A 15,897-nucleotide genomic window follows, 5' to 3' on the forward strand; every position below is an offset into this window, starting at 1 on the left:
AAAAAACCAAGGCACAGGTTTTTTTGATGATTATAATACAAAGGTCAAATAAAGGAATAGAGTGGACAGGAACAGTAAAAGCCCATTTTGATGAACTTTTGTTCCTATTGAAAATCAATGTGTTACGGTTAAATTAAATTAAATATAATAGCAAGAGAAAGAAGAACTTTACGCAGTATGTGATAGTTTGTGCCATTGTTTAACTTTAGCAATGACAAACTCTTCTGAGTCACGTAGATGGTAAAAAAGCCACGTTTGTTTAAGCATAATTGCTATGATGGGATAGTATTTTAATGAAGGAAAAGAATGATTTTCTCCCATAGGTGCTTCTTTTAGTAAGTAATCGTAAAAGGCTTTTACAAAGCGAACCATAAAGCGTTCATTAGGCTGAGCAAATTGTTTTCCTTTTTCAATACTAAAACTTCCTTCTCCTGTCCTAGTTACTTTGGTTTTTATAAGGTCAGTATCTACTTCGACTTGTTGGTTTTCTGAATATTCTTTAATTGCTTCTTCGATAATGTATAGTGGAAGTCGTTGCTGTAATTCATATTCTTTATCATCACCCTCTAATTTAAATTTTATCGAAGTTACTTTCTTTTTGCACCTTACACCTTTGACTAGTGTTTTGAAGTTATCAAATTCATCAAACGTTTCCCTTTTTATATCACCACCCATAAACATTTGGTGTCCAATATGACTGTTTACTTCTCTAAGCGCCTGAGCAATATGAATAAGATCTGGCGTAAGGTTTTCTATTTTGAAACGCTTCCCTATAAAGTACCCTAAATTAATTGCATCAACTCTTTTTATCTTATCCGTTACGTTTACAAATTCTGGTTCAAAATATTTTAGTAACCTTGCTTTATTTGGAGTAATTTCTGCAAAATTTGTTTCAGTCTTCAGCTCATTTCGTTTTAGCCAATTTCTAATGGTCTTGATTTTATTTTCATCGAGTTCGCCTTCAGTAGCAACTGGAATTAAGCAAAATTCTAATATTTTTGCAATGCAAAGCATTAGTTTATTTGGAGTTGGGTTTGATTTGGTAACAGGGAAAAACTTTGCTACGGTAAAAAGGTTATATAAAGACTTAGTAAGATTGTATTTAAACTGCTGTTTTTTATAGTTTTCTTCAAAGCGGTCAGGATAACGCGCTAAATCAAATCTCCAATTCTTATATTGTAAATTATCATAATGACTTTTGAAATGTTTGATAAACTCTTTGGCAAGCCAGCTATGTTCTATTTTTATTGTACCATCAGCGAAAACAAAATTGATATGTAATAAGTCGGGTAGTGGTTTTGACTTTGCAGTAAAATGTTCTCGATCTTTTTTATCAAATTTATCTAAAACGGAAATAACTTTCTGTGTTTCTTTTTCAGCACTTGAAACTAATTTCTGCATTTCAGGCTGCTCCCAAAAAGCAATATGTTCGACATAATTATTCTGTGCAATAGAAATCACTTCGAATAATAAATCCCTAATGGATAACAATTCAAAGTCATTAATACAGTTCATTATCTCGTCGTGCTTTGACTTAGGCAGGATAACATTGAAATATTTGTGATTTGGATGATGACCGTATTGAAAAGCACGTTCTTCAAACACCTCTTTAAAGAAATCTGATAGCAATAACAGTTGCCAATTATGAAATTGGATATAAAAATCATAAGGGGGGTGATCAGGTGTCCAATAAAGCTTTCTCTTAAAAAATTCAGCATCCTTTTTTGCTTTTTTCATTTCCTTCTTAATAGAACTAAACAAACGGAAGTGTGGAAAATAGTGTTTTATCTTTTCATCATAGTAATGAAAGACATAGGTGAATTCAGATTTTCTTATCTCAGCCCAATCCGATTTATAATTAATAACATCATCGCCTTTAAAATCTTTCTCGGGTACTTTGTCTTCACTCATATTCTTTTATTAAAATTGTAAATGAATTTTACTAGCAGCTTCTTTTTTCTTTTCGTCAATTATTTTGGCGTAGACTTGTGTTGTGCGTATGTCTTTGTGTCCTAATAATTTAGATACCGTAAATATATCAGTTCCTAGCGTTAATTGCAAGGTTGCATAGGTATGTCTTGCACAATGAAATGTAATCGTTTTACTTATTCCTGCTTTCATTACCCATTGTTGTAATTTTAAGTTGTGCCAGGCACTGTATTTTAATCCTTTGAAAACTCTTTCTGTGGGTTCGTCCATTTCTCCCATTAAATCACGAGCTTGATCTGATATGGGTAAAGTTTCAGCTCCTTTGGTTTTCTTCTGTCTGAAACGTATGTACCAACCATAATCATCTGAATGCTGCACTTCTGACCAAACCATTTTGTTAAGGTCGGACCATCTTAATCCCGACATACAACTAAAAATGAAAGCTGTTTTAAGGATAGGAATTTCACAATCATACTTGACAACACTTTGTAACTCCTCGTATGTTAGAAACTCTCTTTCGCTGTCTCCTTGAGGCAAACCGTCGACTTGTTCGGCTGGATTGGTTCTTATGATGCCATCTTTTACAGCTTGTTTTAAAGCAGCTCTAAATTTGTTGAAATAAGATTGAGCTGAATTAGCGGATAATAGTTTATCTCCTGGTGTTTTGGCTGTTTTGGTTAAGTACTCTTTGAAGCCTTCAACGAACTTGCTATCCAATTGACCAAATGAAATATCTCTAGGACAATGCTTTCTTAAATGTTTAATTGTACTATCCCAGTTGTCATAGTTGCCTTTGCTTGCTAATCTCATTTCGGCTAATGTATCCATATAGATAATGAAGAATCCTTTTAATTTTTCTTTATCATTGAAACCATACATTCCGTTTTGTATTTCTAAATGTTTTTTAGAACGGATGCTCTCGGCAAGAGAAAGTATTTTACTATTTTCGGTTTTTTGAGCGAAAGTTAATTTTCCTTTTTCAGGTTCCGGGATGAGGTACAAGTTCAAATATTCATAATCTCGTTTACCGTTATTATAATAATCAAGATACAAGCTAATTTTGTTGCCTTTCTGTCTTTGTCTTAAAGTTACTTTCATAATGCCATCAATTAAAAAGTTTATCAATTTGTGAACGCTCAATTATTTTCTTCCTGCCAAACTTGTGAATTATCAAATCACCACGCTTAATCATCCTGTTTATTGTCCATCTGCTAACGCCAATTAGTTCGGCTGCATCTTGAACACATAAATAGTTTTTTGACTGTAAAGAGGCTGGGTTTGTAGAGTGTAAGGTTTGCTGACTTTGCATCGTTTGCTGTTGCCCGATTAAAGAGTTTTGAATTTTCTCTTCCTTGGCTTTTTGCTTCCAATGTCTGGAATTGCATTTTAGGCAACAATAACGGGTTAAAGTGGTTTTAGCGATATAGGCTTTGCCACAATAAATACAGGTTTTCGGGATAGCCATATTACTACTCATAATACAAATGTTATGTAGCGAAATGTAGCATTATGTAGCGAAATGTAGCAATATGTAGCATCATTTGGCCAAGGTTGTTGCCAGCTTGATTTGGGCAACAAAAACGTACATTGGGCAACAACTGAGCAACAAATATACCACAAAAAGAGATTATGGGCAACAAAAAAGAGAAGAATGTTTAGCGTAACATCAACAAAAATAAGGGGTTAACAAAGAAGAGAATGATAATTACTTCCCGATACAGAAGTTAGCAAATATATTTCCCAAAAGTTCATCATTGGTTACTTGCCCCGTAATCATTCCAAAATGATATAAAGCTTCTTTGATATCAATCGCCATTAAATCGCTGGAAAGATTAGTTTGCAAACCGTATTTTACTTTCTGGATTTCGTCCAAGGCTTTTAGCAAGGAATCATAATGACGCGTATTGGTAACGATGGTTTCATTATTCCTCAAAGCGCCCGTATTTACAAACGAAAGTAACTGGTTTTTCAACTCCTCAACTCCAATATTTTCTTTGGCCGAAATATAAATGGTTGTTAGTTGTTGGTTGTTGGTTGTTAGTTTTTTATCGATAATAGATACATTTTCTGGTAAAATTAAATCCATTTTATTGATAATCACTAAAATTGGTTTTTGGGAAAACTGGTTTCTGGTTTTTCCAACTTCTAGAAGTAAAGTTTCTAATTTTCCATCAACCGACAATAGAGAACCATCAACCAAATATAAAACAACCTGAGCTTGTTCTATTTTTTCGAAAGTCTTTCTAATGCCAATGCTTTCCACAACATCAACAGTTTCCCTGATTCCTGCCGTATCAATGAATCGAAAGCCAATGCCGCCAATAACCAATTCATCCTCAATCGTATCCCGGGTGGTTCCCGCAATGTGCGAAACGATGGCGCGTTCTTCGTTAAGCAAAGCATTTAGTAAAGTAGATTTTCCCACATTGGGTTCACCCACAATAGCCACGGGAATACCGTTTTTGATAACATTACCCACGGCGAAAGAATCAATCAGGCGTTTCAACACAAACTCAATTCTATTTAATAATTCGTGAAATTGGGTTCTGTCTGCAAATTCAACATCTTCTTCTGCAAAGTCTAGTTCGAGTTCGATTAACGAAGCAAAATTCAATAACTCTTCGCGTAGTTTGGCAATTTCATTAGAGAAACCACCGCGCATTTGCTGCATCGCAATTTGGTGTGAAGCTTCATTGTCGGACGAAATTAAATCGGCAACAGCTTCGGCTTGTGATAAATCGAGTTTGCCGTTTAAAAAGGCTCTCAGGGTAAATTCTCCCGGGTTTGCCATTCGGCATCCTTTTCGAAGCAGTAATTGAATAATTTGCTGCTGAATATAAGTAGAACCATGGCAGGAAATTTCGATGGTATTTTCGCCAGTATAAGAATGGGGTCCCTTGAAAATGGAGACCAAAACTTCGTCCAGTATTTTTTGATTATCAATAATGTGACCCAGGTGTAAGGTATGTGACTTTTGTTTTGTCAAATCCTTTCCTTTGATAGATTTAAAAACAGAATTTCCAATAGTAATGGCATTCTCTCCGGATATCCGAATTATTGCAATTGCTCCTGCTCCTGAAGGCGTGGCTAGTGCCACAATAGAATCGTTGTACAGCATTTTTTTTGTTCTTGGGTACAAAGTTACTAAATCTAAATTAGTATCAATTTTAAAATCAAGACAGTGTTTTGTTTATAATTAATTTTATCATAAACATCTGATAATTAGCATTGTTAATTTATTTTTTTTGTTTACCTTTATGGTATGAAATGAGCATAAGGGATTGTAATTTAAATGTGAAAGGTGTTATATGCAACCCGAGCTTGCGAACTGGAGAATCAATTATTAGAATATTATCTACATATGAAATAACTTAAACTTCATAAAAATGAAAAAAATTTTGTTTCCCACCGATTTTTCCGAAGTTGCAACTAATGCTTTTATTCACGCTTTGGAATTTGCAAAAATTGTTCAAGGAGAATTGATTTTATTGCACACATTCGAACTCCCTGTTTATGACAACCAGTTTTTTCCAGAGAATTATAATGTCATTTTTGATTCCCTTCAGTTATCGCAATTTGATATGTTTAAAGATGAAATTCCAAAGCTTCGCACCATTGCCGAAGAACGAAATCTGGATCATATAAAAATGAGCCACAGATTGATGGATGGCAGTTTGCTTTATAATATTAAAAAAGCAATCAAGGAAGAAAAAATTGATTTTATTGTCATGGGAACTTCAGGAGCAACGGGATGGGAAGCCTTTTTCTTGGGAACAAATACCGGCAATGTTTTAACCGCAGTCGATGTTCCAGTGTTGAGCGTTCCTCTAGAAGCAAAATTCAAAAAAATAGAAACTATTGGCTTTACTACCCGTTATAGAACTAAAGATAAAAAGGCGCTGAAAGATGTATTGCAAATTGCCAAAAAAATGAATGCCAAAGTGAGGTGTTTGTATGTGAAAACCAATAATTCCGATGTTTCAGATGCAACCATAAAACATTGGGAAGAGGAATTTAAAGATGAACCAGTTGTATTTTCTATAATTCCAAGCGATAATGTGGAGGATACCATTCTGGATTTCGTTTTATTTATAGATATTGATGTACTGGCAATGCTTACTTATAAAAGAAACTTTTTCGTTGAATTGTTTAAACCTAGTTTAACCCAGAAATTTTCGAATAGGTTAGACATTCCGGTTCTGGCGATACACGAATAAACAAAAAAAAGCCGTCCCAATAAATTAGGTCGGCTTTTTTAGATAAAATGGTTTGGTTTTGGTTAGTTAGTTTAATTATTTAGCATTACTGGCATTACCAGCATAGTTACAGTTTCGCCTTCCTCTAATCCATCAACAGGAGTCAGGATTCCGGCTCTGTTAGGCAATGACATTTCAAGCATAATCATATCCGATTGTAAGTTGGTCAACATTTCGGTAAGGAAACGGGAATTGTACCCAATTTGCATATCGTCACCTTGATAATCACAAGTCAATCGTTCTTCGGCTTTGTTGGAGTAATCAATATCTTCAGCTGATATATTCAATTCTGCACCAGCTATTTTCAAACGAATTTGGTGAGTAGTTTTGTTGGAGAAAATCGCAACACGACGAACAGAACTCAAGAACTGGGAACGGTCAATCATTAACTTGTTTGGATTTTCTTTAGGAATTACCGCTTCATAGTTTGGATATTTTCCGTCAATCAAGCGACACATCAAAATGTAATTGTCGAAAGAAAAAGTCGCATTCGAATCGTTGTATTCAATCTTAACTTCCGCATCCGAAGCACCAAGAATGTTTTTCAAAATAGTCAAAGGTTTCTTTGGCATTATGAAATCGGCAACTTGCGAAGCCGTTACATCAGTTCGTGCATATTTCACTAATTTGTGAGCGTCAGTGGCTACAAAAGTCAATCCTTGTGGAGAAAATTGGAAGAAAACCCCAGACATAACCGGACGTAAATCATCGTTTCCTGCAGCAAATATTGTTTTGCTTATGGCTGTTGCCAAAACATCGGCAGGAACTAAAGTTACTGAAGGCTCGTCCAAGTTCACAGATTTTGGAAACTCTTCTCCAGGAGCATAAGCCAAAGCATATTTTCCAGAGTTTGAACTAATTTCTATAGTGCTGTTTTCTTCTACAGTGAAAGTTAACGGTTGTTCCGGAAAGGTTTTAAGAATTTCCAAAAGCAATTTTGCAGGAACAGCAACGCTTCCTATGCTTGTAGAATCGATGTCTAAAGTGGCTGACATTGTAGTTTCTAAATCAGATGCAGAAACGGTCAAGGCTTTGTGGTCTAATTCAAATAAGAAATTATCTAAAATAGGCAAAGTATTACTACTGTTGATAACGTTGCCTAAAACTTGTAGTTGTTTTAATAAGTAAGAACTCGATACTATAAATTTCATATGAAGATTATATTTGTTTTTTATCGGAATATGGTATCGCCATATAGCATAATGATTAGCTTTTTGAAATATGGCGATTTCATCTGTTTTGTTTTATTTTTTGTATTTACTTTGTCATTATATTCAAAATACAATACGGTCTACAAATATATCGTAAACTATCTTAAGAATAAAACTTTTTTTATTAACATTACTTTGCGTATTTTCTTTTTCTAAGGAAGGTAAAAACAAGACCAAAAAGTGCTAAAATAAAGATTGGAAGTCCGATAGTTAGGATTTGTGTGTAAGTGTAATTTTCATAAACTTTTTCTTTATCCAATAAAGGTAAATCGAGATCCTTGCTTCGAATGTTAATAAGTCCATTGTCATCGAGTAAATAATTGACGCAATTCATCAGGAAATCCTTGTTGTCATATAAGTTTCCGGAACGTTGGTCGTATCCCAATTCAACGGGTTGAAAGTTTTTATCCAATTGGTTTCTAATCAAATCTCCGTCCGAAATCACAATCATTTTATTTTCCTTTCCTTTGGCTTCAAATGTTTTTTGGTCAAAAGGCAATACTCGATTTTCAAACGCCGAATGAAACGAACCTTCCAGTAAAACCGAAAGCGGAATATTACCTTTATTTAAATAATCGCTTGGCGAAGTTTCTTCGGCAACACTATTCAAATTGATTTCGACCGGAGAACCTATTTTCTTCGAATATTGGGATGATTGCAACAGCACGGTTTTCTTGATTCCGTTCTTTAAAGTATCAATGGGATTGGCAAAATCAAACTTAATTCCGCCCAGATTTTTCACGATGGGATGCTTGCTGATTGGATATACCTGAGGGGCAAATTTCCAATTGAATTCCTGAAATTGGGCAGAACTTCCAGGATCTCCAGTCGCTAATTTTATTGGACTTCCTTGTTCATCCTTAACCAAATCAGGATTAATTCGAAACCCATATTTGAAGAACATATCATTCAAATTCAAATCTCTCGGAAAAGCTAAAGTAGCACCCGAATCATTGTATAAACTGTCCATTTCCATATTCACTTGGTCAACTAGCCACAAAGTTTTTCCACCATTGGTGATAAATTGATCCAAAACTTGTTTCTCGGAATCCGTGAACGTTTCTGTTGGTTTTGCAATAATTGCCAAGTCGTATTTTTGCAAAGCTTCCAAACTTCCCATTGGGTTTCGTGCCACCGAATCCAAAGTAAAAGGCCCAATGTGGTAACTTTCCCGAACCTGTATTAAGAATTTGGCAATCTGAACGTCCTGAAGTTCACCATTTCCTTTGATTACGGCTATTTTCTTCTGCTTTTCTTTCGTGATTTTGTTGATGGCATCGGCAATGGAATATTCCAGATGCTGCACCGAGCCAATTACTTTTTGGGTTGTAGAAGCGCCCATTATATTTTTCAATAATGGAATATTGACTTCTTTGTTATTGTAAACCGCAATTGCCCAAGGAAAAACGATTGCCTGTGATTGTTTTCCTTTGTCGTCAACGGTGATGTTTATTGGCGTAAGCCCTTTTCGATACAACTCCTTGATGTTGTCCATACTTTCGTCTTTGTTTCCCAAAGGATCAACAAATTCGAAAACAATATTTTTGTTATAGGCTTGAAATTCTTCCAATAAATCTCGGGTTTCGCTTTGCAATCGCTTGAACTCAGAAGGTAAATCACCTTGTAAATAGATTTTTACATATAACGGACTTTGCACTTGCTTGATGATATTCAATGAAGCGGTCGAAAGCGTGTATCTTTTGTCCTTGGTTAAATCAAAACGATGGAAAAACCCGTTGCTTAATACGTTCAAAAACAGTACAAACGTAATAATACCCAGTAAAGATTTCAAGTTGTTTTTATTGGAAGTCGTCATTACGATTTAATGGATTTTAGATTATAAACTGTAAACGAAAGAAACAAGAAGGTGATGCTCACAAAATAGATGATGTCCCGAGTGTCAATCACGCCTCGCCCCATACTTTTGAAATGATCCTGCATTCCAAAAGCTAAAATTAAACCTTGAAAACTAGGAATAATCGTTGCCACACTTTCGAATCCAAAGTAAAAAAAGAAACATAAAAACACAGCTACAATAAAAGCAACAATTTGATTTTCGGATAGAGTAGAAGTATAGATTCCAATCGCGGAATACCCTGCAATCAGAAATAGTAATCCAAAATAGGATCCCATTGTACTGCCCATATCTATGTTTCCTTCAGGCGAACCTAAACCAGAAATTACCCAAACATAAATGAATGTCGGGATAATTGCCATAACGATTAACAACATCGAACCCAGAAATTTTCCGTTGACGATTTGCCAAATACTCAAGGGTTTTGTCAATAATAATTCCAATGTTCCCTGCTTTTTTTCATCCGAAAAACTGCGCATGGTAACGGCAGGAATCAAGAAAATCAGAATCCACGGAGCCAAAGTAAAAAACGGACTCAAATCAGCAAAACCGCTGTTCAAAATATTATATTCTCCTTCGAAAACCCAAAGGAATAAGCCATTCCCAATCAGGAAAACGGCAATGACCAAATAACCAATTGGCGAACCAAAAAAGGATTTTATTTCTCTAAATACTATTGATTTCATACTGTCATTGCGAGGAACGAAGCAATCTCATTCCAGTTATTAATTGTTTTTTTTTGCCACTAAGACGCTAAGTCGCAAAGTTTTTTATTTTGTCACATCGAGCGCAGTCGAGATGCTTTTAAATTTATTCCAAACTCATTAATTTATCAACGCTCCAAGCTTCGGGTTTGTCATTGAATAATTGCTTTGTAAATGTCCAAACTTCGCTAAAAAGTTCCGATTTTCTATAATTTTCCAAGTCTTCTTCTGCTTCCCAATAACTGTAGGTAAAGAAAATACATTTGTTGGTTTTGTCCTGATACAATTCCAATAAACGGTTTCCTTTAGCATTTCGTATTTTGTCTTTTATTATTTCGAAATTCTCCAAAAAAGCAGGAATATTTTCTTCGGCGAAGGACATTTTTACTATTCGTATGAACATTGTTTAAACAAATTTTATCGTTATATTATCCCTATAATTCAATCCCAACAAGCTATTTGCAGAACCAACTTTCGACGGATTACTTCTAAAAATGGCAATTTCCAGAAAACCGGCTTCATTGAAAATGGCTAATTTTTCGCCTTCATAATATTTAATTGGATATTTATCGGAACTCGCAATTGCGGAATAATTGGGCAAAATGGTTTTGATATTTTTGGTTCTCAAGACAATTTCGTACGGTCTTCCTTTGGCAATTTCCAGAAATTGTTTTTTCGAAATATTGGTCACCACATTCCCAAAATGATCAATATAAATCACATATCCTTTTATCGAACTCCCGTCATTGGCGGCAACAGCCTGTAAATCGGTGACTTGTTTCATGGCTTTTATTTCTTTGCCAATAACGTTCAGCAAACCACCTTTGGCTATATGACAAGCGACTTTAACGAAAACATCCAAATCGGTGGCGTCACTCGGTAAACGATCGTGAATATTGATGGTAACTATTTTTTGAGGAACAATTTTTTGCGAAAGCATACTCAAAATCCCATTATCGGCGGCAATAAAATAATGATCGTTCCATTGCATCACAATATGTTGGTTTTCTTTGTTGGATTCCATATCTACACCAATGAGATGCACGGTGCCTTTTGGAAAACTGGAATACGAAGCTCCAATAATGTAACTGGCTTCAACTGTGTTGAATGCGTCAATATGATGCGATATATCAATAATCGAGGCTTCGGGATATTCCGATAAAATTTTCCCTTTCAATGCACCAACAAAGTGGTCTTTCAAGCCGTAATCGGTGGTAAGGGTAATTATTGACATAAAATTGTTTATAAATAAAAAGGAAACTAAACTTAAAACTTATTAAATTTGAGAAATGCAAAGCTAATAATTATCAGCGATTAATTAATAATTTAAACTATTCCATTTGAACGAAAGAATCATCGAGCTCATAGACATCGCTCCAAAAGATTTTTGGGGCGCTCAAGACACTCATCTTGAAATGATTAAAAAGTACTATCCCAAATTGAAAATTGTAGCCCGAGGAACCACCCTGAAGGCTTTTGGCGAAAAAGAAGTCTTAGATGAATTTGAAAATCGTTTCAACCGGTTGATGCTTCATTTTACCCGTTATAACAACATTGATAATAATGTTATAGAACGCGTAATTCAAAGTACGGCACAGGAAGATGCTAAATCTTTTGGTCACGACAAAATATTGGTACACGGCGTGGGTGGGAAAATCATCAAAGCCATGACGCCAAACCAACAATTGTTGGTTGATATGATGAACACTAACGATATGGTTTTTGCCGTAGGGCCAGCAGGAACAGGGAAAACCTACACCGGTGTTGCTATGGCGGTAAAAGCTTTGAAAGAAAAACAAGTCAAACGGATTATTTTAACTCGACCAGCGGTTGAAGCAGGGGAAAATCTCGGGTTTCTTCCGGGTGATATGAAGGAAAAACTAGATCCGTATATGCAACCTTTGTATGATGCTTTGCGTGATATGTTGCCTAATGAAAAATTAGAAGATTATATTTTAAAGGGAATTATTCAGATTGCACCTTTGGCATTTATGCGTGGGAGAACCTTAGACAATGCCTTTGTAATCCTTGACGAAGCCCAGAACACGACACATTCCCAAATGAAAATGTTCCTGACTCGTATGGGGAAAAGCGCCAAGTTCATGATTACTGGCGATCCAGGACAAGTCGATTTACCTCGAAGAACAATTTCCGGATTAAAAGAAGCAATTTTAGTTTTGAAAGATGTTGAAGGAATTGGGATTGTTTACCTTGACGACAAGGATATTGTTCGCCACAGATTAGTCAAAAAAGTAATAGATGCCTACAAACAGATTGAAAATAACGATTAGATTTTTGGAAATTACAAACAACTTCAGTGCATTTAAGTATTTATGGAAATTGATATTAAATACTATTCGACCCCAGATGAGGCCGAATAGTATTCTTTATCGAAATGCTTTGGAGTTTTTCCTTTGCTAATCTCTTCAGAATAGAATAAATTTGCCTTTCTTAAAATGGAGATTAAAATATGAGTAAAAAAGAAAAGATTAAAGTAATAATAAGTGATTTAGACGGAACATTACTCAACAATGAACACCAAATTTCCCCATTTACCAAAGCTATTTTTCAACAACTTCACAGCGAGAATTATTTGATAATTGTCGCTACTGGCCGTCATCATCTCGATGCATTGCCTATTGTGGAAGACTTGGGGTGTCCAGTTTATTTGGTTACATCAAACGGTGCCCGGATTCATTCACCTGAAAAAGAACTACTTTATTCATTTGATATAAAAAGTGATGATATAAAATCAGTTTTGGATTTAGACATCAGTCCAGAGTTTACAACCGTATTGTTCAAAGAGAAAGTTTGGCAATCCAATAAAGTAAATAAAAAGCTGAACAGTTTTCAAACGGTAATGAATTATCCTAATGAAATTGTTGACTTTGCTGCAATGGAAGATTTAAGTGCCATCAAATTATTTTTCACTCATAATGACCATCAAAAATTGGTTGAATTAAAGGATAGAATTCTGGTTGACCATTCAGAAGATTTTCATTATGCTTTTAGTCTCCCGTTTTGTTTGGAATTTATGGACAAATCTGTCGATAAGAGCGTTGCAATTTTGAAAATTTTGGAAAAAGAGAACTTCACTTTTGAGCAGACGATTGCTTTTGGAGACGGTTTCAATGATGAAAAAATGTTGATTTCCTCCGGGAAAGCTTTGATTATGGAAAATGCTGTCGAAAGTTTGAAAAGTAAACTTCCCCATTTAGAAGTAATTACTTCCAATGAAAATGATGGTGTAGCAAAATATTTAACGAAAATATTATTGTCATAATTCACTTTGAAATATAAAATCAAAACAGAATTAGTGTTTATTACCTTGAAAATATCCCTAAATTTGCATTCATAAAACAACACATGAACTCACTACAACGATGAACACAATAACAACTACGAATTTCCATTTTCCCAACCAAAAATCAGTTTACCGAGGCAAAGTAAGGGAAGTTTACAATATCAACGATGAACTTTTGGTTATGGTTGCCACCGATAGGCTTTCGGCTTTTGATGTGGTTTTACCAAAGGGAATTCCATATAAAGGTCAAATCCTAAACCAAATTGCCACCAAATTTATGGAACTGACCGAAGATATTGTTCCAAATTGGTTAATCGCAACACCAGATCCAAACGTAGCTGTTGGTCATTTATGCACGCCTTTTAAGGTCGAAATGGTAATCCGTGGTTATGTTTCAGGTCACGCCGCTCGCGAATATGCTCTTGGTAAAAGAACTATTTGCGGAGTGACGATGCCAGAAGGACTGAAAGAAAATGATAAATTTCCAGTGCCAATAATTACCCCAACAACAAAAGCAGATAACGGTTCACACGATGAAGATATTTCGCGTGAGGATATTTTATCGAAAGGAATTGTTGCCGAAGAAGATTATTTGGTTTTAGAAAAATACACCAGAGCCTTATTTCAAAGAGGAACAGAAATAGCCGCCAGTCGCGGTTTGATTTTGGTAGACACTAAGTATGAATTTGGTAAAACCAAAGAAGGAAAAATTGTTCTTATAGACGAAATTCACACACCGGATTCCTCTCGTTATTTCTATTCCGAAGGGTATCAAGAAAGACAAGATAGGGGAGAAGAGCAAAAACAATTGTCGAAAGAGTTTGTGCGTCGCTGGTTAATCGAAAATGGTTTTCAAGGACAGGAAGGTCAACAAATTCCTGATATGACCGACGAATATATCGAAACCGTTTCGGAGAGATACATCGAATTATATGAAAATATTCTAGGAGAAAAGTTTGTAAAAGCTGATGTTTCTAACATTTATGACCGAATTGAAAAGAATGTTTTGGCCTATTTAGAAAAAAAGTAAAAAATTACACTAAAATAGTGTATTAACCGTAATTCATAATTTGAATTACGGTTTTTTGTTTTAAAACACATATAATCAGAAGTTTACATAATGATTGTTTTTTTTTTCATTCCTTTTTTTCTTTCCTAAACATTTTAAAATGTTAAAATATTGTTAATTTTAAGTACTATGCAAAACAAGATACTGTCTTTTAGATATATATTTGCATAGGATATTATTATATACTTTTAAAGAACATAAAAAAATAACTTTTAAAAATAATTATTATGAAACACTTAATCATTTATTCAGGAATTGCTTTAGTTGTATTTGCAAATGTTGCCTATACATCATTAGATATTAAAAGCGGAATTGGAGCTTCGCAAGCAGCAAAAAAAGAAGTTGTAGCAAGCAAAGATTTTAAAACTATAGTATCAGAAGAAAATATTTTAAGTCAAAAACAAGTTACAACGATAAAGGTATCAACAAAGTTAAAATCACAAACGCTTTTTTTAAGAAATTTCACAAGCTTAAAAGCTAATGATTTTAACAATGGTGAAGAACCAATCGAAGGTGTTACAATAAACAAAATTATTAAAACTGCCGATGAACTTATCGCCGAAGATAATTTAATTACTGAAAACAACGTTTCAAACGAGATACAAGATTTAGACTTCGACATTATAAATGGTAATTCGATAGTTTTTGAAGTTATTGAAAGTGCGAATCCAAACAAAATTAAAAAAACAGCTGATGAACTTATTGCCGAAGAAAATTTAATTACTGAAAACAACGTTTCAAACGAGACACAAGATTTAGACTTTGACATTATAAATGGTAATTCAATAGTTTTTGAAGTCATTGAAATTGTGAGTCCAAACAAAATTGAAAAAACAGCTGATGAACTTATAGCTGAAGACAATTTAATCACGGAGAATAAAATTTCTAATGTAACCCAAGCTTTGGATTTTGAAATAATAAATAAAAAATTAATCTTTGTTACTGAAAATGATATGAACTAAAATTTTAACAATAAAGACATTGCGAATAGGGAGAGTAAAGAAAGACTTTACCAATAAAAAAGCACCATTATGGATATAATGATGCTTTTTTTATGTTTAGTAAATACATTAACCCGTTGGGTGTAATTAAACTATTTGTGTTTTAATATTGTTTATTGGTCTTTCAAAAATAAATCTATTGATGAATTGAACCAAAGTTAAAGCTGTTATTTTAGCTAAAATTCTTGTTTTAAAGCCTTGAAAAGATTTAGCATAATTTCGTCTAATCATAAATTGGTCACACAATTGAGAGAACAATGTTTCTATTCTTTTCCTTGATTTTCTAAAGATATAAGGTTGTGGTTTATAGTCTTTTTGATTTGTCCTTTTTGGTGTTTCTAATTTAATATTTACCGTTTGAAACAAATCTAATTGTATACTTTCAGATAAATACCCTCTGTCGCCAAGTAACACACAATCAGACATTTGTTGTTTTATATTTTTTAAATAATTAATGTCATGAACCTCTGCTTTAGTAATGTCTAAAGAATGAAAAACACCAGTTACGGAACAAACTCCGTGAAGTTTATATCCATAAAACCAATTATTCTGTGAAGCACAAAATCCT

General features: G+C 34.2%; 15 protein-coding genes. 5 read left to right on the plus strand and 10 right to left on the minus strand.

The features are described 5' to 3' along the window. Window positions 1-168: 168 nt before the first annotated feature. The 4 genes from IR213_RS03970 to mnmE form a co-directional block, all read right to left on the minus strand. Entirely contained in the window at window positions 169-1,911 is a 1,743-nt protein-coding gene (locus IR213_RS03970; RefSeq protein WP_194311011.1) for a hypothetical protein, read from the minus strand. A 9-nt stretch (window positions 1,912-1,920) separates the two neighbouring features. Beyond that, the gene (locus IR213_RS03975) at window positions 1,921-3,027 is read right to left on the minus strand and encodes a site-specific integrase (RefSeq protein ID WP_194311012.1); all 1,107 of its coding nucleotides are present in this window, start codon (window positions 3,025-3,027) and stop codon (window positions 1,921-1,923) included. Between the two features lie 7 nt (window positions 3,028-3,034). Then, window positions 3,035-3,406, minus strand: coding sequence for a helix-turn-helix domain-containing protein (locus tag IR213_RS03980; protein WP_194311013.1), 372 nt, complete (start codon window positions 3,404-3,406; stop codon window positions 3,035-3,037). Between the two features lie 228 nt (window positions 3,407-3,634). After that, the gene (mnmE, locus tag IR213_RS03985) at window positions 3,635-5,047 is read right to left on the minus strand and encodes a tRNA uridine-5-carboxymethylaminomethyl(34) synthesis GTPase MnmE (RefSeq protein WP_194311014.1); all 1,413 of its coding nucleotides are present in this window, start codon (window positions 5,045-5,047) and stop codon (window positions 3,635-3,637) included. A gap of 268 nt (window positions 5,048-5,315) precedes the next feature. Here mnmE and IR213_RS03990 point away from each other — a divergent pair, with 268 nt between their 5' ends. Then, window positions 5,316-6,146 (plus strand): universal stress protein, encoded by an 831-nt coding sequence (locus tag IR213_RS03990; RefSeq protein ID WP_194311015.1) that lies wholly within the window; start codon window positions 5,316-5,318, stop codon window positions 6,144-6,146. 71 nt (window positions 6,147-6,217) lie between these two features. Here the strand turns inward: IR213_RS03990 and dnaN are convergent, their stop codons facing one another. The 5 genes from dnaN to IR213_RS04015 all read right to left on the minus strand — a co-directional run bounded on the left by dnaN (window position 6,218) and on the right by IR213_RS04015 (window position 11,189). After that, the gene (dnaN, locus tag IR213_RS03995; RefSeq protein WP_194311016.1) at window positions 6,218-7,336 is read right to left on the minus strand and encodes a DNA polymerase III subunit beta; all 1,119 of its coding nucleotides are present in this window, start codon (window positions 7,334-7,336) and stop codon (window positions 6,218-6,220) included. A gap of 190 nt (window positions 7,337-7,526) precedes the next feature. Then, window positions 7,527-9,212: a gliding motility-associated ABC transporter substrate-binding protein GldG gene (gldG, locus tag IR213_RS04000; RefSeq protein WP_194311017.1), complete on the minus strand. Its 1,686-nt coding sequence runs from the start codon at window positions 9,210-9,212 to the stop codon at window positions 7,527-7,529. Further along, window positions 9,212-9,937, minus strand: a complete 726-nt coding sequence (gene gldF, locus IR213_RS04005) for a gliding motility-associated ABC transporter permease subunit GldF (protein WP_194311018.1) — start codon at window positions 9,935-9,937, stop codon at window positions 9,212-9,214. The genes gldG and gldF overlap by 1 nt, the downstream gene beginning before the upstream one ends. 124 nt (window positions 9,938-10,061) lie before the next feature. Then, the gene (locus IR213_RS04010; RefSeq protein WP_194311019.1) at window positions 10,062-10,358 is read right to left on the minus strand and encodes a putative quinol monooxygenase; all 297 of its coding nucleotides are present in this window, start codon (window positions 10,356-10,358) and stop codon (window positions 10,062-10,064) included. A gap of 3 nt (window positions 10,359-10,361) precedes the next feature. Further along, window positions 10,362-11,189: an SAM hydrolase/SAM-dependent halogenase family protein gene (locus IR213_RS04015; RefSeq protein ID WP_194311020.1), complete on the minus strand. Its 828-nt coding sequence runs from the start codon at window positions 11,187-11,189 to the stop codon at window positions 10,362-10,364. Between the two features lie 106 nt (window positions 11,190-11,295). Here IR213_RS04015 and IR213_RS04020 point away from each other — a divergent pair, with 106 nt between their 5' ends. The 4 genes from IR213_RS04020 to IR213_RS04035 all read left to right on the plus strand — a co-directional run bounded on the left by IR213_RS04020 (window position 11,296) and on the right by IR213_RS04035 (window position 15,290). After that, the gene (locus IR213_RS04020; protein WP_194311021.1) at window positions 11,296-12,246 is read left to right on the plus strand and encodes a PhoH family protein; all 951 of its coding nucleotides are present in this window, start codon (window positions 11,296-11,298) and stop codon (window positions 12,244-12,246) included. 179 nt (window positions 12,247-12,425) lie between these two features. Continuing rightward, window positions 12,426-13,238: a Cof-type HAD-IIB family hydrolase gene (locus IR213_RS04025; RefSeq protein WP_194311022.1), complete on the plus strand. Its 813-nt coding sequence runs from the start codon at window positions 12,426-12,428 to the stop codon at window positions 13,236-13,238. Window positions 13,239-13,338: 100 nt separating this feature from the next. Then, window positions 13,339-14,289: a phosphoribosylaminoimidazolesuccinocarboxamide synthase gene (locus IR213_RS04030; protein ID WP_194311023.1), complete on the plus strand. Its 951-nt coding sequence runs from the start codon at window positions 13,339-13,341 to the stop codon at window positions 14,287-14,289. A gap of 266 nt (window positions 14,290-14,555) precedes the next feature. After that, window positions 14,556-15,290, plus strand: coding sequence for a hypothetical protein (locus IR213_RS04035; RefSeq protein WP_194311024.1), 735 nt, complete (start codon window positions 14,556-14,558; stop codon window positions 15,288-15,290). A gap of 126 nt (window positions 15,291-15,416) precedes the next feature. Here IR213_RS04035 and IR213_RS04040 read toward each other — a convergent pair. Then, window positions 15,417-15,897 (minus strand): IS982 family transposase (locus IR213_RS04040; RefSeq protein ID WP_194311025.1); only part of this gene is annotated, 481 nt, incomplete at its 5' end.

This window comes from Flavobacterium soyangense (assembly GCF_015277675.1).
GTDB classification, from domain to species: domain Bacteria; phylum Bacteroidota; class Bacteroidia; order Flavobacteriales; family Flavobacteriaceae; genus Flavobacterium; species Flavobacterium soyangense.